This window comes from Lacticaseibacillus sharpeae JCM 1186 = DSM 20505, assembly GCF_001436225.1.
Lineage (GTDB): Bacteria > Bacillota > Bacilli > Lactobacillales > Lactobacillaceae > Lacticaseibacillus > Lacticaseibacillus sharpeae.
Genome location: NZ_AYYO01000012.1, coordinates 1 through 20741 on the forward strand (window position 1 = coordinate 1; position 20741 = coordinate 20741).

At 56.5% G+C, this 20741-nt stretch carries 19 protein-coding genes; 7 read left to right on the forward strand and 12 right to left on the reverse strand.

The genetic code is table 11. The features are described 5' to 3' along the window. Positions 1 to 83: 83 nt before the first annotated feature. Genes FC18_RS03855 through FC18_RS03865 form a run of 3 tightly spaced genes read right to left on the reverse strand, consistent with a single transcriptional unit; the run spans position 84 to position 3767 of the window. A complete protein-coding gene (locus FC18_RS03855) occupies positions 84 to 1046 on the reverse strand; it encodes an aliphatic sulfonate ABC transporter substrate-binding protein (protein WP_056975489.1) in 963 nt (320 codons plus the stop codon). A 3-nt stretch (positions 1047 to 1049) separates the two neighbouring features. Next, the gene (locus tag FC18_RS03860) at positions 1050 to 2570 is read right to left on the reverse strand and encodes an AMP-binding protein (RefSeq protein ID WP_056975490.1); all 1521 of its coding nucleotides are present in this window, start codon (positions 2568 to 2570) and stop codon (positions 1050 to 1052) included. Positions 2571 to 2582: 12 nt separating this feature from the next. Beyond that, positions 2583 to 3767, reverse strand: a complete 1185-nt coding sequence (locus tag FC18_RS03865) for an acyltransferase (RefSeq protein ID WP_225353753.1) — start codon at positions 3765 to 3767, stop codon at positions 2583 to 2585. 260 nt (positions 3768 to 4027) lie between these two features. Here FC18_RS03865 and FC18_RS03870 point away from each other — a divergent pair, with 260 nt between their 5' ends. Both FC18_RS03870 and FC18_RS03875 read left to right on the forward strand, forming a co-directional pair. Beyond that, a complete protein-coding gene (locus tag FC18_RS03870) occupies positions 4028 to 5845 on the forward strand; it encodes a heavy metal translocating P-type ATPase (protein ID WP_082620462.1) in 1818 nt (605 codons plus the stop codon). A 151-nt stretch (positions 5846 to 5996) separates the two neighbouring features. After that, positions 5997 to 7250, forward strand: a complete 1254-nt coding sequence (locus tag FC18_RS03875; RefSeq protein WP_054679971.1) for a hypothetical protein — start codon at positions 5997 to 5999, stop codon at positions 7248 to 7250. Between the two features lie 50 nt (positions 7251 to 7300). Here FC18_RS03875 and FC18_RS03880 read toward each other — a convergent pair whose 3' ends face one another. The 9 genes from FC18_RS03880 to FC18_RS03920 all read right to left on the reverse strand — a co-directional run bounded on the left by FC18_RS03880 (position 7301) and on the right by FC18_RS03920 (position 15818). Beyond that, the gene (locus FC18_RS03880) at positions 7301 to 9163 is read right to left on the reverse strand and encodes a sensor domain-containing diguanylate cyclase (RefSeq protein ID WP_054679974.1); all 1863 of its coding nucleotides are present in this window, start codon (positions 9161 to 9163) and stop codon (positions 7301 to 7303) included. Between the two features lie 174 nt (positions 9164 to 9337). After that, on the reverse strand, positions 9338 to 10108 hold the full coding sequence (gene trpA, locus FC18_RS03885) for a tryptophan synthase subunit alpha (protein WP_054679976.1): 771 nt from the start codon (positions 10106 to 10108) through the stop codon (positions 9338 to 9340). Continuing rightward, complete coding sequence (locus FC18_RS03890; protein WP_056975494.1) at positions 10101 to 10724, reverse strand: phosphoribosylanthranilate isomerase; 624 nt, start codon at positions 10722 to 10724, stop codon at positions 10101 to 10103. Before FC18_RS03890 ends, trpA begins: the two co-directional genes overlap by 8 nt. Then, the gene (gene trpC, locus FC18_RS03895; RefSeq protein ID WP_056975496.1) at positions 10717 to 11508 is read right to left on the reverse strand and encodes an indole-3-glycerol phosphate synthase TrpC; all 792 of its coding nucleotides are present in this window, start codon (positions 11506 to 11508) and stop codon (positions 10717 to 10719) included. Before trpC ends, FC18_RS03890 begins: the two co-directional genes overlap by 8 nt. Then, positions 11505 to 12524 (reverse strand): anthranilate phosphoribosyltransferase, encoded by a 1020-nt coding sequence (gene trpD, locus FC18_RS03900; RefSeq protein ID WP_054679980.1) that lies wholly within the window; start codon positions 12522 to 12524, stop codon positions 11505 to 11507. Before trpD ends, trpC begins: the two co-directional genes overlap by 4 nt. A gap of 34 nt (positions 12525 to 12558) precedes the next feature. Further along, complete coding sequence (trpB, locus tag FC18_RS03905; protein ID WP_056975498.1) at positions 12559 to 13776, reverse strand: tryptophan synthase subunit beta; 1218 nt, start codon at positions 13774 to 13776, stop codon at positions 12559 to 12561. 29 nt (positions 13777 to 13805) lie between these two features. Then, positions 13806 to 15089: a PTS ascorbate transporter subunit IIC gene (locus FC18_RS03910; RefSeq protein ID WP_054679982.1), complete on the reverse strand. Its 1284-nt coding sequence runs from the start codon at positions 15087 to 15089 to the stop codon at positions 13806 to 13808. Between the two features lie 3 nt (positions 15090 to 15092). Then, positions 15093 to 15362, reverse strand: a complete 270-nt coding sequence (locus tag FC18_RS03915; protein ID WP_054679985.1) for a PTS sugar transporter subunit IIB — start codon at positions 15360 to 15362, stop codon at positions 15093 to 15095. Between the two features lie 21 nt (positions 15363 to 15383). Then, complete coding sequence (locus FC18_RS03920) at positions 15384 to 15818, reverse strand: PTS sugar transporter subunit IIA (protein ID WP_054679987.1); 435 nt, start codon at positions 15816 to 15818, stop codon at positions 15384 to 15386. Positions 15819 to 16371: 553 nt separating this feature from the next. Between FC18_RS03920 and FC18_RS03925 the strand changes: the two genes are divergently transcribed. From FC18_RS03925 to FC18_RS03945, 5 genes are all read left to right on the forward strand, one after another. After that, positions 16372 to 17172 (forward strand): tyrosine-protein phosphatase, encoded by an 801-nt coding sequence (locus FC18_RS03925; RefSeq protein ID WP_054679990.1) that lies wholly within the window; start codon positions 16372 to 16374, stop codon positions 17170 to 17172. Between the two features lie 409 nt (positions 17173 to 17581). Continuing rightward, a complete protein-coding gene (locus FC18_RS03930) occupies positions 17582 to 18241 on the forward strand; it encodes an amino acid ABC transporter permease (RefSeq protein WP_054679993.1) in 660 nt (219 codons plus the stop codon). Next, positions 18222 to 18911 carry an amino acid ABC transporter permease gene (locus FC18_RS03935; protein ID WP_054679995.1) on the forward strand — a complete coding sequence of 230 codons (690 nt, stop codon included), beginning with the start codon at positions 18222 to 18224 and terminating at the stop codon, positions 18909 to 18911. Before FC18_RS03930 ends, FC18_RS03935 begins: the two co-directional genes overlap by 20 nt. Continuing rightward, positions 18904 to 19641, forward strand: coding sequence for an amino acid ABC transporter ATP-binding protein (locus FC18_RS03940; protein WP_054679998.1), 738 nt, complete (start codon positions 18904 to 18906; stop codon positions 19639 to 19641). The genes FC18_RS03935 and FC18_RS03940 overlap by 8 nt, the downstream gene beginning before the upstream one ends. Positions 19642 to 19740: 99 nt before the next feature. Then, entirely contained in the window at positions 19741 to 20586 is an 846-nt protein-coding gene (locus FC18_RS03945; protein ID WP_056975500.1) for a transporter substrate-binding domain-containing protein, read from the forward strand. Positions 20587 to 20741 lie beyond the last annotated feature (155 nt).

Below are 20741 nucleotides of genomic sequence, written 5' to 3' on the forward strand. Positions count from 1 at the left end.
GGGCCTACACCTCTGAGTTGGAGAAAAATCTCCAACACCAGAAAGTGTAGACCCGACATTTGTCTGGCCCTCTTGTTGTGGTGCTATTTAGCTACGAAATCGGCCATGGTGACTTGTTTCTTGATGATGCCCTGTTCATACAGCAGGTCGGCAATTGACTGTTCTTCCGCGGTGTAGGCGGTGGTCATCTTGCCAAACCAGAATGTGCGGCGGTTAACTTGCTTGCTGACAACCTTCTTGGAGAGCTTCAGGTCCTTGGCCATCATGGTGATGAGCTTGGACTTGTGGGTGTTGGCCCAATCCATGTCGTCGGCCAGGTACTCAACGAGCAGGTCGGTGACGTCTTCGTGGTTACCGGCGTAGTTCCCGGAAATCAGGAGGTCCCGGTTGTTGACCCCGACGTCGGAACCACTAACCAGCATGTAGCCCTTGTACTGCAATTCAGCCTGCGCCGTGGATGGATCCCAGTTGGCCCACACGTCGACTTTACCCTTAGCAAAGGCAACGGCGGCGGAAGATTGGGACATGTCCATCAGCTTGACGTCCTTGGTGGACAGCCCGGCTTTTTTAAGCACCTTCAGCACCATGTACTGGGAGGAAGTGTTGCTGGTGTAGGCGATTTTCTTCCCCTTCAGGTCCTTGATGGTCTTGATGCTGCTGGCCTTCTTGACGACCAGGCCAGACCCGTTCTTCTTGGAGGAACCGGCCGCAACGATGGTGAGCTTGGTGCCCCCAGCGGCAGCGGTGACTGGTGGGGTGTCCCCAACTCGGGCGTAGTCAATCGTCCCGGAACTCATGGCCTCCATTTCGGCCGCTCCGTTCTGGAATTCCTTGAAGACGACGCGGTAGCCCTTGGCCTTCATCTTCTTGACCAATTGGCCGCGTGCCTTCGAGATGGAGAGGGGGTCACCGGCCTGGTAACCAATGGTGACGGTCTCGAGGTCGGCCGTGGAGCTGGTCTTGGTCAGGGTGTAGCCCCAAACCGCGTAGCCCGCGACGAACAGGAGAAAGGCGGCGTAGAAAATTCGTTTGAGTGTTTTGCGCATTAGTTAGTCCTCCGTCATTGCTTCAACAATCTTGGTCAATTGTGGACGCATAATCTTGTTGGTGGGGTTGAGCGGGAATGAATCGACAAAATACACTTGGGTTGGCCGTTCGAAGTTAGCCAGGTGCTCGGACGTGAGTGCCATGATTTCCGCACGGCGCTGGTGGTGCAACTGCTTGTCCTTGCTGCCATCAATGACGACGGCGGCCACGGCTTCCCCATAGATGTCGTCGGCCACGGGCACGACGGCGACGTTCTGGACGTAATTGAGCTGTTCGATGATGCCTTCAACCTTGGTTGGGCTGACTTTTTCGCCGCCCCGGTTGATGATGTCCTTAGAGCGGCCGACCAGCCACAGGTAACCGTCAGCATCGAAGTAGCCGAGATCACCGGTGAGCATCCAGCCGTCCTTGAAGGAGTCAGGGTGCGGCTCCATGTAGTCGGTGATGACGTGGTTACCGCGGATGGCGATTTCGCCGTGCAGGCCCGGAGTCTGGACGAAGTTATCACCGGCGACAATTGCTACGTCCGTCTTGTACGGCTTACCGGCAGAACCGACCTTAATGGCGTCCAGGGGATTGAGCGTGCACTGACTGCAGGATTCGGTCATCCCGTAGCCCTCGAGGATTGGCACCTTGAACCGCTGAACGAATTCTTTGTGCCGGCTGACCGTCAGCATGCTGGAGGCACAGCGGATGAAGCGTAACTTGTGGTCCGGACGAAAGGCTGCGTTGGCCGCGTCGTTCTTGAGCAAGATGGCGACGATGGTGGGCACAACCGATGACCAGGTCACGTCGTTATTCAGCACCTGCGGCCAGAACCGGGATGCGGAGAACTTCGGGGCGATGACCATTTTGCCCCCGGCCAGGAAACTGGAGAGCACCAGCACCAGCTGCGCGTTGATGTGGAACATCGGCATCACGATGAGCACGGTGTCCTCGGGCGTCAACTCGTGGCTTTCCAAATCGTCGTGCGCGGCGTTGATCATCATCGCGTGGGTTTCGCCGACGCCCTTGGGCTTGCCAGTGGTCCCGGATGTGTTCAAGATCATGCCGAGGGTGTCTTCAGTTGGGGCATCGTAGTTCGCGGGCGTTGTGTGCTGCAGGTTCTGCAGGAGCACGAGCCCGTCGAACATGCGTAGTTCCGGCAGCGGGATTTCTTTGATCGCGTCGAGTTCGGTAAAGACGGCGGCGCGGGCGGTGTCGACAATGACGCCGGCGTAGTGGTTTTCGTTGAAGTCGGCGACGAGGCCGTCCAGACCGGTTGATGGGGCCACAGGGTGAATCGTGGCGCCCATGTACCACATTGCCTGGTTGATTGGCAGGTAGACGGGTGAGTTCTGCAAGCACATCAGGACCACGTCGTCTTTACCAATGTTGGCGCTGCGCAGGGCGGCATCCATTACGTTGATGTCGTGGCTCAGGTCACTACCGGTGAACCAGGTGTTGCTGGCTTCGTCCTTAACCACATTTTCGGTTTGCACCGCCGCGAGCCGGGCGTGCAATTCATCAGTTAATCTTGTCATTTCTGTTTTCCTCTATTTTGTTGTTGCGGGTGCTTTTTTACGGATGTGCCAGTTCGGCCGCCCAATCAGAATGCCAAATGGTGGCACCTTGTAGCAGAAGTACGAGAGCAGCCACGTCCCGCCGAGCGCGATGATGTACACGAGGGGGGCGGAAAGGAGCCAGCCCCAGTCACTCAGCCCAATTTTTGGGATGTACACCGCAATGATTGTCAGCATGATGGACTGCATGAGGTAAATCCCAAACGAAATTTTCGACGACAGCGCCACGAACTTCGCGAACGGCTGCCAGCGGGGCCGGGTGCGCCGCTGAGCGTAACCGAGGCTCAGTGAGAAGACCGTTGCGACCATGAAGCTGGCGTAGATGACCAGGTACGGTTGGTGAATCAATTCTGCGTAGTGGCGGGTGAGCCCCAAGTGTAAGGTGTTGAAGTAGTACAATCCGAGCGTTCCGGCAGCGAGAAGTGCCGTGATGCCGTAGAGCCACCACTTAACCTTGCCGAGGAAGGCCACGACTTCTTGGTAGTGAATGGAGGAAAAACCGCCGGCCAGGAAGTAGAACTGGTAGGCCAGAATGAAGTTCCCGTAGTGGGAGAACAGGTATGGCCAGCCATCGTGACTGATGTAGGGAAAGTAATATTTAGCCCAGAACGTGAAGGCAATCTGGAACGCGAGTGAAATGCCCATCAGAATCAGGTGGTTGCGTGTGGTCTTGAGCCACTTGAACAGCCATACCAACAGCGGGAAGATCAGGTACAGTTGGAACATGACGAGAATGTAGTACATGTAGAACCCGTCCGCGTGCACCAGGTGGTACCACCAAGCCGTGCCCCATTCGGCAAAGGACATGGAGCCGGCCGCGACGATAGTCGTGAAGAAGGTGAAGAACCCATTCCAGAATATGTAGGGAATCCCGGAGCCCTTGTAGCGCTTGTACCAGAATGTTGGCCAAATATTATTTTTCTTATTGTAGTACTGCAGGAAGAGGACGAGCCCGGAGATGAACATGAAGCCCATTCGCGTGAAGTGGAGAATCAGGTGGGTGGCCAGCATGACCAGGTACGGCGTGCTGTCGGTATGCATGGGGGTGGTGACGGTGGAAGTGGCGTGGTTAGCGAGCACCCCGAAGATGAAGATGACGCGCATCAGGTCAACTTCGTATAGGTACGGCTTTTTGCGCTTTTTGGTTTCTGTTGCCAAGAGAAGGGAACCTCACATTTTTTAGAGTTGCGCGGGCGAAGCGAACCGGCGCACGGTAATTTTTAAGAATAATCAAATTCTAGCCCGTAAATGTGGCGATTTTGTGTTTAAGCTGTAGAAAAAGTGGTGGTTTCTGAAACTTTTTCGCAAAACTGTTGCGACTAATGCCAACTAGGTTGAAATCCAGCCCGCGAAACCGGTATAATTATCTTAGGGGCAACCCGCCATTTTGACGAACGGAGGACTGAATGATGCGACTGTTGAAAACCTATTGGCGATTGTGGTTCGTCTTGACTGTGGGCATTATCGCTGCGATTCTGACTTGGGGTGTGCATGAGCCCAAGGCGGCGCAGTGGTTGATTACCGGCGCGGCGCTGATACTTGCGGCCATTATGTTCTGGGAAATGATCAAAACGCTGATGAGCGGCAAGTTCGGGGTGGACCTGCTCGCCATTACCGCGGTGGTCGCCACCATCGCGGTCGGCGAATATTGGGCCGGCCTGATTGTGCTGCTCATGCTGACTGGTGGGGATGCGCTGGAAGACTACGCGGCCCACAAGGCAAACGGTGAGTTGCGCAGTCTGCTCGCCGGGAATCCGACCAAGGCCCACGTGGTGGTCGACGGCCAGGTGCAGAACGTGGCGGCGGATGCCGTGCGCGTCGGCGACATGCTGGTGGTCCGGCCGGGTGAAGTAGTGCCCGTTGATGGGGTTGTGGTCAGCGGGAATTCCGACGTGGATGAGTCCAGTCTGACCGGTGAATCGCGGCCGGTGCCGAAGGAAAAGGGCGCCAAGGTAATGTCTGGGAGTGTCAACGGCGACGGGGCCCTCACGATGAAGGCCGAAGCCACGGCGGCGAACAGTCAGTACCAGGGGATTGTGGCGCTGGTCAAGGAATCCATCGCCAAACCCGCACCGTTTGTCCGCATGGCTGACCGCTATGCCGTGCCGTTTACACTCATTGCTTACATTATTGCCGGCGTGGCCTGGTACTTTGCCGGCGACCCCGTGCGCTTCGCCGAAGTGCTCGTCGTGGCCTCCCCGTGCCCACTGATTCTGGCGGCGCCGATTGCCTTAGTTTCCGGGATGAGTCGTACCAGTCGCAACGGGATTGTGGTGAAGACCGGGGCGGCGATTGAGAAGCTCGCGGCGGCCAAGACGGCGGCGTTCGACAAGACCGGGACCATTACGCGCGGGGTGCTGCACGTCGACGGTGTGCACCCAGCGCGGCCTGAATGGCTCGATGCCGACAGCCTGCTGCACATCGCGGCGGCCGCCGAGCACCACTCCGGCCATATTTTGGCCCGTTCCCTGGTGCAAGCGGCGGGGAATGATTTGCCCGCAGCCAAGGACGTGACCGAAAAAACGGGTGCCGGAGTCAGTGCGACGGTGAACGACCAGCACGTGCTGGTGGGGAAAGCGAAGTTCGTGGGCGTGGAACCCGAAAGCGACGTGACCGCGGTCTACGTCAGCATCGATGGCGCCTACGCGGGCTACATCAACTTCGCCGATGAAGTGCGCCCTGAAGCGCGCGCGACGATGACTGCGTTGCACGCACTGGGGGTGCACAACCTGGTGATGATTTCTGGTGACCGCAAACCCATCGCCGCTGAAGTCGCCCAGACGGTTGGCATCGACGAAGTGTACGCGGAGCAGCTGCCGCTGGACAAGATCAACATCATTCGCGAAGTGCCTAAGCACCAGCGGCCGGTCATCATGGTCGGCGATGGTGTGAACGACGCGCCATCACTCAGCGCCGCCGACGCCGGGATTGCGATGGGAGCGCACGGGGCCACCGCAGCGAGTGAGTCCGCCGACGTTGTGATCTTACGCGATGACCTCAGCAAGGTGGCCGAGGCCGTTTCGATTTCGCGGGACACGATGCGCATTGCGCGCGAATCCGTGCTGATTGGGATTGGCATCTGTATCGTCCTCATGCTGATTGCCAGCACCGGGATTATCCCCGCGATTGTCGGGGCGATGCTGCAGGAGGTTGTCGACACCGTGACCATCCTCGCCGCTCTCCGTGCCCGCAACCCGCGGCAGCGGAAAAGTAGCGTGCCGCTGGACGTGCACTAGGTAGTATTAATAATAAATTGGACCCCGCAGTGCTTTCTTGAAGTGCTGCGGGGTATTTGATTGCTACCGAAACTTAACTTGGCAGCTGGACCATCATAGTGCATGATTAAGTGGATGAATTAACGCGGAAATCATGGAAGAGGTATTGCACATGCGCAAACGATGGATGCTGGGGTTAGTGGTGCTGACGACGCTGCTGACTGCTTGTGGGCACAAAACGCTAACGGGTGACACGGCCAAGAAGCAGTCGGCTACCCGCCTGCAAAAGAAGGAAACCATCTGGGTGGAAACCAGTACGGTGCAGGGCAGTTTGACGAGTACGCACGGCATTAAGAAGCTGCAGCTAACCCCGCTGGCCAAGACCGACACGCCGGAAGTTTTGACCACGCACAAGGGCCAGTACAACGACTACACCAAGATTTCCCGGCAGGCCGTTGTGGCCAGCGCCAAGCAGGTGCGGGCGCAAAATGCGTCGACGGACAAGGACCTGAACAACCAGGAACACTATTTCACTCTGGCTCAGCTTAACGCCGCGCTCAAGCAGGCCAAGGCCAAGATTGTGCTCACCAGTTGGCACCAACTGACGTACCTCAAGGAAGTCGGCGGCGGGATGATTGCCCGGGGGAACAAGCTGTACTCCCTGCAGTTTAGCTACATGACCTCCAAGTTCAGCCAGACGGGCCAAGCCATTCCGCTGTGCACAGTATATTCTAGCAAGGCCGTGCAGACGCCGGCCAAGCACTTAAGCAACCAGGCGCATGCCGGCGTGTGGCGCGCCGAACCCGGTAAGGTGCAGGGCACCCAAACCGCGGCGGCCACGGACCTGTACGTGACGGGTGGCATGATTTACAAGCCCGTCACGGCCGGTATCGCAACCAGCGCGGAACGCCTGCAGGTGGAGGACTTGGCTAAGCTCAGCAACAAACAATTCTACAGTGCGGTGAATGTGCAGGCGGTCCAGCGGAAGGCCGTGCGCTTCGGTTACGCCATGCCGCACAGCACCACGCGCGCGGCCACGGATAAAGTGCTGGGAACCACGTATTTATTCATGAGTAAGACCAAGCTGGTGGCCATCAGCGACGGGAGCGCCGCGTTGTACAAGAAAATTGCCCCGGATAAGGAGAAGCCGCAGCCGCATGCGAACGCGAAGGCCTACAAGACAGTCTACGCGGGTAAGGGCGGCACGAAGATGCAGGTGATTTCGGGGCAGCAGCTGGCAGTGTTCATGGCCGTCGATCAAGCGGTCAAGGGCACTAAAGCTGCCGCCGTCATGGACATGGACGGTAAATACATGGTCAGCAGCTATCAATCCCTGACCAACCTCGCCCAGTACAACCAGCAGGAAAACCCGACTAGTGGTGTGGCCGTGATTAAGAACGGTAAGGTCACGTACACCGCTGATTAGACGCAAAAAGACCGTACCATCCGCAGATTTCGGGTGGTACGGTCTTTTGCTTACATCACGGGCAAACCGGGTTTGTTGTAGTAGTAGCCCTGCATCAGCGTGATGCCGAGTTCATCGCGGGCGTACTCAACCTCGTTGCTGTTTTCGACCCCTTCGAGCACGAATTCGATGTGCTTGTCGGTGGCGATTTGGTGCCAGAAGGTGATGCGTTCACGCATGGAGTCCGCGGATGTTTCTTTGCGCAGATTCTGCATGGCGAACTTGACGCCGTCAACGTACGGCAGCAACTTGCGCACGACTTCGTAACTGTTGTCGCTCCCCACGTCGTCGATGAAGATGTGGACCCCGCCCGCACGATAAATCGCGCTGATTTGGCGCATGATGGCGGCGTCGGGCACGTCGGTGATTTCGACAATCAGTTCTTCAAGCTGAGCGTCGTTGTTGCTGAAGTCGACCAGTGAGCGGGCGACGGCTTCGTCCATGAATTGGGCCAGCGTCAAGTTGATGGACATGCGGCCGATGTCGGTCATGTCGATGGTTTTCTGCAGCAGATTAATCTGAGTGGCAACCGAAATATCGAACATGTCGGGCAAAATCCAGCGGTCGTGCTCGTGGTCGAACATGCGCAGCAGCAGTTCATTGCGGTAGCGCGTGGCAGTTTCTGGCCCCACCTGCATGATGCCCTGGGTGAAGTACGTGTAGGTGGCAATCAGGTCGTGCTGGGCGCGGGTTTGCACCGTTTCACCCTCAACCGTGATGGTATCGCGACCGGCACGCTTACTCAGATACAAGTTGTCGTCGGCGCGCTTGTACGTGTCGTCGATCGTGACGTCGTCGGCGCATACCTGGGTCAGGCCCATGGAGAGGGTGACGCCGATATCGAAGCCTTCGTACTGATAGTGTTCCTTACGCACCGCGTTCCAGCAGTCGGTGATGATGGGTAGCACGTCTGCTGGCGCTTGACCGGGGAAGGCGATGTTGAACTCTTCGCCCCCGGTCCGGTAGATTTGGTGGCTGTCACCATATTTATTCAACGTTTCGTTGAGCGTCCGGGCGACGCCGATGAGGACCGCGTTACCCGCCAGGTGGCCGTAATGGTCGTTGATTTGTTTGAAGTGGTCAATGTCGAGGGCAGTTAGCGACATTGGCTTGCCCTCTGCGCGCGTCTGCTCGAACATGTCGGTAACGTCGTGCTGGTACAGCGAGTACGTCTTGGCGTTGGTTAATTGGTCGAAGTCAGCAAGCTTTTGCAGCTGCTCGCGCTTGATGGTGAGCAGGTGTTCCCGGTGCCACAAGAAGGCGGCCATGGTGCCGTACGCGACGAACATGATGATCCCGCGAATTGTGATCCACATGGCATCTTCGGGAATGGTAAATGGGGGCAGCAGCGTCCAGAAAATCACGGCGCAGTATGTGAAGACCGCAATCGAGGCCCACAGGTGCGCACGAATGGGGCGGCGCCACTTACGCAAGGCAACGAACCCGATGGCCAGGAGCACAATGGAGAGCCAGAACTCGGGCCGGTCGAAGTGGCCGCTGTGGTGCATGAGCCAGACCAGCAGCAGTGCGGCGGTGCGCGCGCTCAGCTCGGCAAGGTTGATGTCCGCGTCCAGCAGGGTAAAGACGAGCAGGAACAACCCGAGATTATGGAACATGAGCCCAGTGTTGATGGTCATGTAGCCAATCATGTGCAGCATGAAGCCCACGCCGATGCTCAGAACCATGAGGGCCAAGCGGGCCAGAGTGCGGTGGGCGTAGTTCTCATCCAGGAAGGCATCGTGATAGATGTTTTGGTAATGCCGAATGAAGCCGGAGATGAAGAAGACCCCGACAATAATTTGCGCAAGCCACAACGACAGCGGCTGCATAATCAGATTCATGGTCATTGCAATGTGCATACCCAGAATGTGCATAATGATATGAATCCTCCGTATCCAAAAGTTTTCTGCTAACATAATAACCTAAAATACCGACCAATGATACGTAAATGTCGGTGAAATCAGGCTTTTTTATGGCGAAATATAACTATATTTGTGGGTGTAAAGAAAACGTCCCGTGTGCGGTGACACGCGGGACGTCTTGCAGTGCTATTTGATTGCGGCTTTCATCGCAGCCGTGTATTTGCCGATTTCTGGTGCAGCCTTGCTGCCGTACTGCGCGGCCAGTTCAACGATGGCCGAACCGACGATGATGCCATCGGCGAATCGGGACAGGTCACGTGCCTGCTGCGGCGTGTGGATGCCAAAGCCGAGTGCGGCCGGTACGTTCGTGTGCGCCTTGATTTCGGCGAAGAGGCCGGCGAGGCGTTGATCGAATTCATCGCGCTCACCGGTGATGCCCTCGGAGCTGACGACGTAGATGAAACCCTCCGCGCTTTCGGCGAGTTTGGCCACCCGGTCGCCGGAGTTCAGGGTGATGAGCATGATGAGGTCGAGGCCGTACTTCTTCGTGAACGGGCGAATTTCGTCCTGTTCCTCGTAAGGCAGGTCGGGAATGACTAGGCCGGCCACCCCGAGTTCGCTGCACCGCTTGCAGAACTTGTCGTACCCGTATTTGAACGGAATGTTGGCGTAAGTGAGGAAGACGATGGGTCTCGCGGTCTGCTTACGGGCGGTGGCCACGATGTCGAAAATACCGTCGACGCTGATGCCGCCAGCGAAGGCACGTAGGTCGCCGGCCTGAATGACGGGCCCGTCCGCGACGGGGTCGGAGAACGGAATCCCTAGTTCGATGATGTCGGCGCCGGCGTTGGCCATGGCGACGATGTTGTTAACGGTGCTGTCCTTGTCGGGGTCGCCGGCCACGATGAAGGGGATGAAGGCTTTGCCACTAGTGAATGCTGCTGATAATTTACTCATTTTGATTGTTTCCTTCCATTATTGTTTGAACGTTGGCAGCCAGGCGCGCATTGCGGACGAATGCCTGGGTTAACTGTGCGTCTTTGCCGTGCTTGCCTTCGACACCACTGGATACGTCGACCGCAAAGGGGTGCACGGTGGCGATTGCTGCGGCGACGTTGGCCGGATTGAGGCCACCAGCCAGGAACAGGGGCTTGGTGACTGGGGGCAATGCGTGCCAGTCCAGTTGCTGCCCGCTGCCGGCACCGGCGTCAAGCATGACATAGTCAGCGCGCGTTGCGGGTAAGTGGTCGTAGTTGTTCTGAAAGACGCGGATCACTTGGGCGCCGCGTTCCTGCAGCATCTGGACGATGGCTTCGGGTTCATCGCCGTGCAGTTGGACCACGGAGATAGCGTGGCTACTAATGGCCGCGAGCATTTCATCCAGCGGGGCGTTGACGAAGACGCCAACACTGATGATGTCTGCCTGCAGATTTGCTCGCAGTTGCTGGGCGCGCTTTAGGCTGATCTGGTGCCGACCAGGGGCGAAGACGAACCCGGCAAAGTCGGGATGTGCTGCATTGACTACCTGCACGTCGTCTGGAGTCATTAAGCCGCAAATCTTGACCTTAACCATTGGCGTTGCCTCCCCGCAGTGCGGTGATTGCCGCCTGCTTGTCTGGCGCGCGCATCAGTGTTTCCCCGATTAGTACCGCATTCACGCCCGCTGCCCGCAGTTCTGCGGTGTCGGCGGGTGTTTTGATGCCACTTTCCGCGATGAACAAGACATTCTGCGGTACGAGTGGGCGCAGGTTAGCACTGTGGTGGAGGTCGACACTGAAGTCACGCAGGTCGCGGTTGTTGACGCCAATGATGCGGGCATTAGCGGCGAGTGCGCGTTTGATTTCGGCTGCGTCGTGGGCCTCCACGATTGCGGCCAGGCCGAGTTGCTGGGCTAGTTCAAGGTAATCGTGTAGTTGCCGGTCAGTGAGAATCGCCACGATGAGGAGAATGAGGTTCGCTCCGGCAGCCCTTGCTTCGTAGATCATGTAGGGGTCGATGGTGAAGTCCTTACGCAGCAGCGGCATATCCACGGCGGCCCGAATATCGCGCAGGTACTGGATGTCGCCGTGGAAGTACGTAGGTTCGGTGAGCACGGAAATGGCATTCGCACCCGCCGCAGCGTAGGCCTGGGCCGTTGCCACCGGATTGAAAGCCGTCGCAATTTGGCCCTTGGACGGGGATGCCGCTTTGACCTCTGCGATGATGGCTAATTCGGGCCCGCCGAGTGCGGTGTAAACACGTTCGGGGTTCGGCGCGGGCACTTTGGTTGCCAGTTGTGCCATCTGGGCTAAAGAAATGTGCTGTTTACTAGCCGCAATGCGCTTGGTGGTTGCGGCAACGAGGTCGTCGAGAATCATGCGCTGATCGCCTGATTCGTTGCGGTGATGAGTTCGTTCAACTTGGCGGTCGCTGCCCCAGAGGCAATCGTCGTGCGTGCCAGCTGCAGTGCGTCCTTGATACTGAGGTCGGCGTGGGCCGCGTGCAGGGCGCACGCGGCATTCAGCAACACGGTGTCGAGCTTGGGGCCAGGCTCTCCGGCAAGAATTGCGCGGGTAATGGCCGCATTTTCGGCCGGGGTCCCGCCAACTAGGTCAGACAGTTGGGCCCGCTGCAGTCCGAACTCTTCAGGCGTGATGGTGCTGCGGGTGAATTCGCCGTTACGGACGGTCACGATGTCGGTCGCGGCTGCGGTGGTAACTTCGTCGAGGCCGTCCTCGCCGTGCACGACCAGTGCGTTCTTGACGCCCAGTTCGGCAAGTACGTGGGCTAGTGGGTCAAGTAGCGCTGCATCGTATACGCCGAGCAGCTGGGCCGTGGCGTGTGCCGGGTTGGCCAGGGGTCCGAGAATGTTGAAAATGGTGCGGATGCCGAGTTCCTTGCGTACGGGACCCACGAAGCGCATTGCTTGGTGGTATTCCTGCGCGAACAGGAAGCAGATGCCGGTTTGCCGCAGCGTTTGCTCACTGACGGCAGGATCAGCGTTGATGTTCACACCGAGGGCTTCCAGGACGTCCGCCGCGCCGCTCTTGGAGGAAGCGGCGCGGTTCCCGTGCTTGGCCACGGGGGTGCCAGCGGCGGCGACCACGATGCTGGTGGTTGTGGAGATGTTGAAGGTGTTGGCGTGATCACCGCCCGTCCCAACAATTTCGAGGACGTTTTCGCCGGCGTTAAACGGCAGGGCGTGAGCGCGCATGGCACTGGCGGCACCGGCAATCTCGGGGACGGTTTCGCCCTTCATCGTGAGGGCCGTGAGCAGGGCCGCAATCTGGGTGTTGCTGGTATTACCGTCCATAATTTCGTTAATCACCGCTTCCGCTTCGGCAAAGGTTAGGTCATGGCCGGTAGCGAGGGTTTGAATGGTTTGTGCAATCATAATTTGCCTGCTTTCTTCTCGTTAAAGAAATGCGTTAGTCGTCGCTAAGCTGAATGCCGCGGTACTTGGCGATGGAGGCAACGTCCTTGTCGCCGCGACCGGACAGGGTGCAGATGATGATCTTGTCCTTAGGCAGGGTTGGTGCGAGCTTCTGCACCTCAGCAACCGCGTGGCAGCTTTCGATGGCGGCGATGATGCCTTCCTGCTTGGCGATGTATTCGAACGCGTTCACGGCCTCATCGTCAGTGATAGGCACGTACGTTGCGCGACCAGAATCCATCAGGGCGACGTGTTCGGGGCCGATGCCGGGGTAGTCCAGACCGGCGGAGATGGAGTAGACGGCGTCGATTTGGCCGTCCTTATTCTGCAGGAAGCGGGACTTCATGCCGTGGAAAATCCCGGTGGAACCAAGTTTCATTGTGGCCGCGGTTTGCGGTGTGTCCACGCCCTTGCCGGCAGCTTCACAGCCAATCAGCTTGACGCTAGGTTCTTCGATGTATTCGGCAAAACTACCGATGGCGTTACTCCCACCACCGAGGCAGGCGATGACGTAATCGGGCAGACGACCAGCGACGGTCTGAATCTGCTGCTTGGATTCCTTACTGATGACGCTCTGGAAATCATGGACCATTGCGGGGAATGGGTGCGGGCCAACGGCGGAACCCATCACGCAGAAGGTGTCGCTGCTGCGGGCCGCGTAGTTCTGGAGGGCGGCGTTGACCGCGTCCTTCAGTACCATCGAACCGCTGGTGACCGCGTTGACCTTGGCGCCGAGCAGCTCCATGCGGTACACGTTGAGTCGCTGACGGTCAGTGTCCATTTTGCCCATGAAGATTTCGCATTCCATGCCGAACAGGGCAGCGATGGTGGCGGTGGCGACCCCGTGCTGGCCCGCACCGGTTTCGGCAATCAGGCGCTTCTTGCCCATGCGCTTAGCAATCAGTGCTTGGCCGATAACGTTGTTGATCTTGTGTGCCCCAGTGTGGTTGAGGTCTTCACGCTTGAAGTAAATCTGGGCGCCGCCGAGGTCTTCAGTCATGTTCTTGGCGTAGTACAGCAGTGATGGCCGGCCGGCGTATTCGCGCAGCAGGGTGTGGAATTCGTTCAGGAAGTCGGGGTCGTCTTTGTACTGGTTGTACGCCGCTTCGACGCGCTTGATTTCAGGCAGCAGGATTTCGGGTAAGTACTGGCCGCCGTATTCCAGGTAACGGCCGTTTTGCATTGATTCTTCGGGTGTGTAAGTTTCAGTCATGATAATTTCTCCATTTCAAATGAATTCAGTTAGTTCAGGTGCAAAATTTTGAGCAGACCGCCAAGTAGCGGGCCGTAGACACAGTAGTCGGTTTCACTCAGGATGCGCATGATTGGGGCGTAGGTGCCAACCAGCGGGAGCAGAAAGGCTTGGCCGAAGATCAGGATGAAGCCGTTCGCGCCGGAGCCAAGCAGTGCGCCCCGCCGTCCGCCGTGTGCGTCCCCGAAGATTGCCGTCGCGGCCCCAGTGAAGAAGGTCGGGATGAGTGCGGGGAAGACGATGATGGGGTAGTGGAACGCCGCCAGCAGGAGCATCCCGATGATTCCGGTGGTGAGACTCATGAGGAACCCAACGATGACGCTGGTGGGATACTGGGGGAAGAGGAGCGGAATGTCCAGGCCGGGTTTGGCGTTAGGAATGAGGCGCTTAGCAATCCCGTGAAAGGCGGGGATGATTTCGGCGAGCATCATCCGCACGCCGGCGAGGATGACGGTGATCCACATCCCGAACTCGACCCCCTTGGTGATGGCGAAGACGACGATGTCCTTACCACCCGCAACTTTCGCCATGGTGAAGCTGGGACCGGCGATGAGGCCGAGGATGAAGAACAGCAGCATCATGACCAGTGTCAGGGCAACGGTCATGTCGCGCAGAAAGTTCAACTTCACCGGCAACTTCATGTCTTCCAGGTCGTGGTCCTTGTTCCCGAACAACTCTCCGAGGATGGAGGCTACCAGTAAGCCGGACGAACTGGAGTGGGCAAGCGTGAAGCCTTGTGCCCCGCGGACCGGCTTGATGAGCAGGTTGACGTACGCACAGCTCAGGGTCATGTACAGGCCGAGTAGGATGGAGCCAACCACAATCCGGGTGGGGAAGTTCAGCCCGGTGCCGAACTTGAGCAGTGCGGCAATCAACCCGGCGAAGAAGAACGAGACGTGGGGGGACAGGTGGACGAACTTGAGTGGCGTGAAGCGGGCCAGCAGCAGGTTGATGATGAACCCGCAAGCGAAGATGATGGCCATGTCCGTGCCGACGTCCGCGAGGCTGGCCACCTGGGTTGCCCCGATGTCAGCACTGGCCGGCGCGGTCATGTGGAAAATGTGGGCGATGAGCTGCTGCAGCGGCAGTAGCGCGGTCCCGAGCGTTTGCCCGCCGACGTTAATCATCGTGAAGCCGATGATGGCTTTCAGCGTGCTCGGCAGGATTTTGCTGTCGGGCTTGTGTTCGGCCAGCATGCCGATGATGACGACCAGTCCGAGGATGAAGATTGGCTGGCTGAGAACGTTGTTGATGAAGTAGATGAGGAAGTTCATGGGCTAGTCCCCCATCGCGGCAAGCAGCTTTGTGCGCAGGCCGTCCTGATCCATGATGTTGTCGTTGATGATGATTTGCGCCGTGGTTTCGGGCAGCATGTCGGCGAACATCGAGGTGGTGAGTACGATGTCGTAATCGTCCGGGGTGGCAGAACTGATGTCCGCGTTATCGACGGTGGCATCAACGCCTTCTGCTTCGAGGATTTGTTCCGCAAACATTTTTTCCATGAGGCTGGTGCCAACGCCGGCACCGCAAACTGTGAGAATTCGCATAAGATAATTTCCTTTTTTGATTTATTCGAGTAGTTGATAAAGGGCGGCGGCCGACTCTGCGGCGACTAGTTGTTGGTATCGCCATCGGTCGCTCAAGGTGGTTACGAGCTGGGACAACAGAGCCAAGTGGTCGTTATTCCCCGTTGCGGCCAGCGCCACGATGAGGTCGGCCGGGCCGTTGGCGGTGTTGCCAAAATCAAGCGGCGTCTTCAGGGTGAGGATGCTGATGCCGGATTTAAGCACCCCGATTGGCCGGGCGTGCGGCAGCGCAATGCCGGGGGCGATGACGAAGTACGCGCCGTTGTGCTGGTAGTTATCAAGGATGGCGTCGGTGTATGCCGGGTTACTGAAGCCGCCGCGTTCGAGCAGTGTGCCTGCCGCGTGCAGCGCCGTGCTGGCCGTTGAATAATCCTGGTTGGTGCTAATGGCATTGAGATTGGTGTAAGTTGCTAACATGATTTCGACTCCTAAACTTGGTAACAAAAAAATCCGCCCATAATCTACGTCAAAACTAGACGTAGATTAAGGACGGATTTTCCGCGGTGCCACCTTAATTCAACCGTTCGGGGAGCAAACACAAAGCCCGCACTGGATTAGTATCCACTGCGGGCTCTACGCGTTCACAACCTAAATAACGGTCACTCTTAGCGAAGAGCCAACACTCTCCCGGCAACTGACGTATGCCAACACGTTTCCCGGTACTCGGCCTAGCCTTTCGCGGGAACCCTCGGCGGTCCATTTGCCAGCCTGCGTTCGGTCACATTCTCAGCACCGTGACTCTCTGTACGTGCACAACTGGTTTGATCTCCACCTCAACGGTTTGATAAACGATTTATTTGATTGACACTGAGTTTAGTCGCTTGGTTAGCTGCTGTCAATCAATTTTGTTAAAATAACGAAACTCGGGAGGACATCACCTTTTTTGGACGGCGTCATTTGCACGAGTACCCGCCGCTTTTCACATTGAAGTATGCTATGCTGGAAGTTAAATATTGGGGGATGAAAATTGATGGTTCAGCAAGCAGAATTACCGCGCGGTGCGGTTAATATTGACCTCGTACACGTGCGGAATGCGCGCACGTACCGGGGGTTAACGACGGCGGACGGTCTGCGGGTCCGGGACGATATGTTGGTGCGCACGGCGCGGCTCAGTACGGCATCAAGTGCCGATTTGGCGCGGCTGCGTGCACTGGGGGTAACCGCTGTGGTTGATTTGCGGCTTGCGTTTGAGGCGCACACCAATCCCGACTTGCGGATGCCTGGCGTCACGTACATCAATACGCCGATGGCCTCAGATCAAGTGACGGCTGATTACCCAACCCTGCCCCAATTGTTTGGTTATCTGCGCAACCACGACGATGCGCACGCCCAGATGGAGGCGGGGTACGCCAAGATTGTGACGGACGTCCAGCAACGCGCCAGCCTGGCCCAGTTTGTCCAGACGGTAGTTGCGACCCCCGGTGCGGTGGCGTTTCACTGCAGCATGGGCAAGGACCGCACCGGTGTCGCTGCTGCGGTGCTGCTTTCTGCCCTTGGCGTGCCGCGCGCGTTCATTGACGCGGACTACATGTATTCGAACGTCACGAATGCCCAACATATGCACCGGCTCACGGAGGAGCTGGAAAAAAGCGGGGGCAATGAGCAGATGCGGCGCAATTTATTAGCACTGGCGGCTACTGATACGGACTACCTTGATGCAGCGTTCGCGGCCATCAACCATGAATTCGGCGACGCCCAGCATTTTGTGCGGGATGGACTCGGATTGGGCACAACGGGGTTGGCGCAATTACGAACAAAATTATTAGTTTAAATAACATGTATAGGATTATGCAGAACCGAATCATGCTGAACAACAGCTAAGTAATCCACGTCAACCATGGCGTGGATTTTTTGTGCTGCAAAATGTGAGCATGATGAGTACGACGCTTTTGCCACCAGTTGGGTGTCTGCGCAGCTTGTACAAATGTCTGCATATTGTCTGGCTTTAACACGGTAAAATGCATGGTATTTGCCAGATTATACTAAAAACCGTGCATTTAGTTGCAAGTAAGCCATACAATGTTGTTTAACATTATTTGGCTTTTGTGTTGACACGATTCACATTAACGTTTAATCTATGAACCATCAGCCAATTGGTTGCAAATGAAAAGGATGGAAGTGAACTTCAATGCGAATGTGTAGCACACCCATGTGTACGCAACTAAATAGGGGGCAAGAACATGAACTGGGACATCATTTCGCAGAGTCTGCCGCAGTTTGTGGCGGGCTTTGGCATCACGTTGAAGCTCTCGGTGATTGGCATATTCGGCGCGCTGATAGTTGGCGCAATCGTTAGTCTGGTTCAGTATTTTCGCATACCAGTGCTTAGACATATTGCAACTGTCTATATCGAAATCTCACGGAATACCCCACTTCTGGTGCAATTATTCTTCATCTTCTACGGTCTGCCTGGCCTCGGAGTGAAGTTGTCAGCCACCGTTAGTGGGGTTTTTGGTTTGATTTTTCTCGGTGGCAGTTACATGGCCGAAGCCTTCACGAGTGGCTATAACGCAATTAGTAAAAGTCAGATTGAGGCAGGGCGTGCCATTGGCCTCACCAATCTGCAGTTGGCCCGCTACGTCGTGTTGCCGCAGGGGCTCACGGCAAGCGTTCCGGCGCTGGCGGCAAACGTGATTTTCCTCATCAAGGAAACCTCGATTTTCACGGTCATCGCGATTCCAGAGTTAACCAATACGGCGCTGGATCTGATTGGCCTGTACTACAACAGCAATGAATATCTGTTCATGCTTGTTGTCGCCTATGCAATTATTTTAATTCCACTGTCGATTTTGTTGACGTGGCTAGAAAGGAAGGTCCGCTATGCTAGCTTCGGGAATTAAGGTTTTATTCGCGGGCCAGAATATGCAGCGCTTGCTGGGTGGCTTTCTGGTAACGCTGCGGGTAGCGGTGATTGTGCTGATTGTCGGGGGCATCCTGGGCGTTCTGCTCGGCGCACTGCGGACATTGCACAATCGGCCGCTGCAGGTGATTTTGCGGGTGTATCTAGAAATCTTCCGAATTATTCCGACAGTGGTCCTGCTGTTCGTGGCGTATTACATCTTGCCGCAAACTTTCGGCCTCAACCTGCCAGGTGAGGCGGTCGCCATCTTGGTGTTCACACTGTGGACGGCGGCCGAGATGTCCGATATCGTGCGCGGGGCGCTCGAATCCGTACCGGTGCACCAGAAAGAATCCGGTGAGGCAATTGGTTTGACACAGACGCAACTATTCCGCTACGTGCTGATTCCACAGGCGATTCCGGTGGTACTGCCGGGGACCATTAATCTGGCAACACGCATCATCAAGACCACGTCACTGCTCCTCATGATTAGTGTGATGGACATCGTGAACGTTGGGCAGACGCTGGTGGAAGCGAACGGACACAAGAATCCGAGCGCGGCCTTCTGGATTTATGGCGCGATGTTCGTGCTGTATTACATCCTGTGCGCACCGCTATCACAGTGGGCAAAACGCGTTGAGAAGAAACGATTGGAGCGGGCAAATGGCTGAAGAATTATTACGGGTGGAACATCTGAAGAAGGCGTATCAAACCAAGGAAGTACTGCACGACATCAACTTCACCGTGCACAAGGGCGAGGTCGTTGCGTTGCTCGGTTCATCGGGATCTGGTAAAAGCACGCTGATTCGAACGCTCAACGGACTGGAAGATTACCAGGGCGGTACGTTGACCTTTGCGGGCAAGCAGGTGCAACCAAGTAAGGCTACCTGGCTCGCATTGCGCCAGCGCATCGGCATGGTGTTCCAGAGTTACGACCTGTTTCCGAACCTGTCCGTGCTGGACAACATTCTACTGGGGCCACTCAAAGTGCAGCATCAGGAGCGCAAAACGGCGGAAGCTGAAGCGCGTGAACTGCTCGCATCCGTGAACCTGAGTGAATACGCCGACAGCTATCCGCGGCAACTATCTGGGGGACAGAAGCAACGCATCGCCATTGTGCGGGCACTGGCACTGCATCCGGAGATGATGCTGTTCGATGAAGTCACCGCCTCACTGGATCCAGAGATGGTGCGGGGCGTGCTCGAAATCATGACCAATTTAGCTAAACAAGAGATGACCATGATTGTGGTCACCCACGAAATGAATTTTGCCAAGCAAGTCGCTGACCGGGTATTGTTCCTGAGCGACGGCGAGATTCTGGAGGATCGACCGACCGCCGAATTCTTCGCGCATCCGGCAACCAAACGTGCGCAGGAGTTCTTGGCCAGCATGGAATTTTAACCGGTTTTGGGCGTGTGCCACTGGCAAGCGGCACACGCAATGTTGAAGATAATGCAGGGGCACTGGGGCTGCTGCATAAATGAATGGGAGAATTTAATTATGAAGAAGAAGTTTCGCTTGTTGAGTTTGTTGGCTGCTGCTGCGGCCGTGCTGATTTTCGCTACCGGTTGCGGTAAGAGCAGTTCCTCCACCTCTGGCTCTTCGCAGAGTGCGGCGATTGCCAAGATTAAGAAGTCGGGGAAGATTCGTATTGCCGTGTTCGGTGACTTGCCACCATATGGCTGGATTAACAAGTCCGGTAAGCGTGTGGGTTACGATTTGGCCCTGGCCCGCAAGATTGCTAAGGACCTGGGGGTGAAGCCCGTATTTACCCAGGTTAACGCGAATGGCCGGGTGGACGCACTGAAGGCCAACAAGGTTGATCTCGTGCTTGCGAACTTCACCGTGACACCGGAACGCAAGCAAGTCATTGATTTCGCTAGCCCCTACATGAAGGTCTCTGTCGGGGTTGTCTCCCCGAAGAGCAAGCCCATTACCAAGGTGAGCCAACTGAAGGGCAAAGACGTTATTGTCACTAAGGGGACGACGGCGGAACAGTACTTCACTGAAAGCCAAAAGAGTGTCTCCCTGCAGAAATACGACAGCAAGACGCAGCAGTTTAATGCCCTGAAGAACGGCCGGGCGGCAGCACTGGCTGACGACAATTCCTACCTGTTTGCATGGGCGAAGGATAACCCAAATTACACCGTGGGCATTAAGACGCTCGGCACACCTTCGACAATCGCACCAGGGGTGAAGAAGGGCAACACTGGCTTGTTGAAGTGGACGAACAAGGAAATCAAGAAGCTGACTAAGGCTGGTTTCTTCAACAAAGCCTACAAGGAAGAATTGGCCCCATACTTTGGTAAGGACATCAAGGCTTCAGACATTGTGATTACCAAGTAGTTAGTGATAAGTATGCAAAAGAGATGCGGCGCGCACCTCTTTTTTTGTGCCGCACGCCAAAAAATTTGCCCAAAATGGCAAAAGTGAGTTGACACTCACTTTTATCGACTGTATATTATTGACGTACCCAAAAAGTGAGTGGCTACTCACTTTTG

Coding starts and splice junctions, on each gene's coding strand:
- FC18_RS03855 (WP_056975489.1), bottom strand. CDS start 1,046: ATGCGCAAAACACTCAAACGAATTTTCTACGCCGCCTTTCTCCTGTTC.
- FC18_RS03860 (WP_056975490.1), bottom strand. CDS start 2,570: ATGACAAGATTAACTGATGAATTGCACGCCCGGCTCGCGGCGGTGCAA.
- FC18_RS03875 (WP_054679971.1), top strand. CDS start 5,997: ATGCGCAAACGATGGATGCTGGGGTTAGTGGTGCTGACGACGCTGCTG.
- FC18_RS03880 (WP_054679974.1), bottom strand. CDS start 9,163: ATGCACATTCTGGGTATGCACATTGCAATGACCATGAATCTGATTATG.
- trpA (WP_054679976.1), bottom strand. CDS start 10,108: ATGAGTAAATTATCAGCAGCATTCACTAGTGGCAAAGCCTTCATCCCC.
- FC18_RS03890 (WP_056975494.1), bottom strand. CDS start 10,724: ATGGTTAAGGTCAAGATTTGCGGCTTAATGACTCCAGACGACGTGCAG.
- trpC (WP_056975496.1), bottom strand. CDS start 11,508: ATGATTCTCGACGACCTCGTTGCCGCAACCACCAAGCGCATTGCGGCT.
- trpD (WP_054679980.1), bottom strand. CDS start 12,524: ATGATTGCACAAACCATTCAAACCCTCGCTACCGGCCATGACCTAACC.
- trpB (WP_056975498.1), bottom strand. CDS start 13,776: ATGACTGAAACTTACACACCCGAAGAATCAATGCAAAACGGCCGTTAC.
- FC18_RS03910 (WP_054679982.1), bottom strand. CDS start 15,089: ATGAACTTCCTCATCTACTTCATCAACAACGTTCTCAGCCAGCCAATC.
- FC18_RS03915 (WP_054679985.1), bottom strand. CDS start 15,362: ATGCGAATTCTCACAGTTTGCGGTGCCGGCGTTGGCACCAGCCTCATG.
- FC18_RS03920 (WP_054679987.1), bottom strand. CDS start 15,818: ATGTTAGCAACTTACACCAATCTCAATGCCATTAGCACCAACCAGGAT.
- FC18_RS03925 (WP_054679990.1), top strand. CDS start 16,372: ATGGTTCAGCAAGCAGAATTACCGCGCGGTGCGGTTAATATTGACCTC.
- FC18_RS03930 (WP_054679993.1), top strand. CDS start 17,582: ATGAACTGGGACATCATTTCGCAGAGTCTGCCGCAGTTTGTGGCGGGC.
- FC18_RS03935 (WP_054679995.1), top strand. CDS start 18,222: ATGCTAGCTTCGGGAATTAAGGTTTTATTCGCGGGCCAGAATATGCAG.
- FC18_RS03940 (WP_054679998.1), top strand. CDS start 18,904: ATGGCTGAAGAATTATTACGGGTGGAACATCTGAAGAAGGCGTATCAA.
- FC18_RS03945 (WP_056975500.1), top strand. CDS start 19,741: ATGAAGAAGAAGTTTCGCTTGTTGAGTTTGTTGGCTGCTGCTGCGGCC.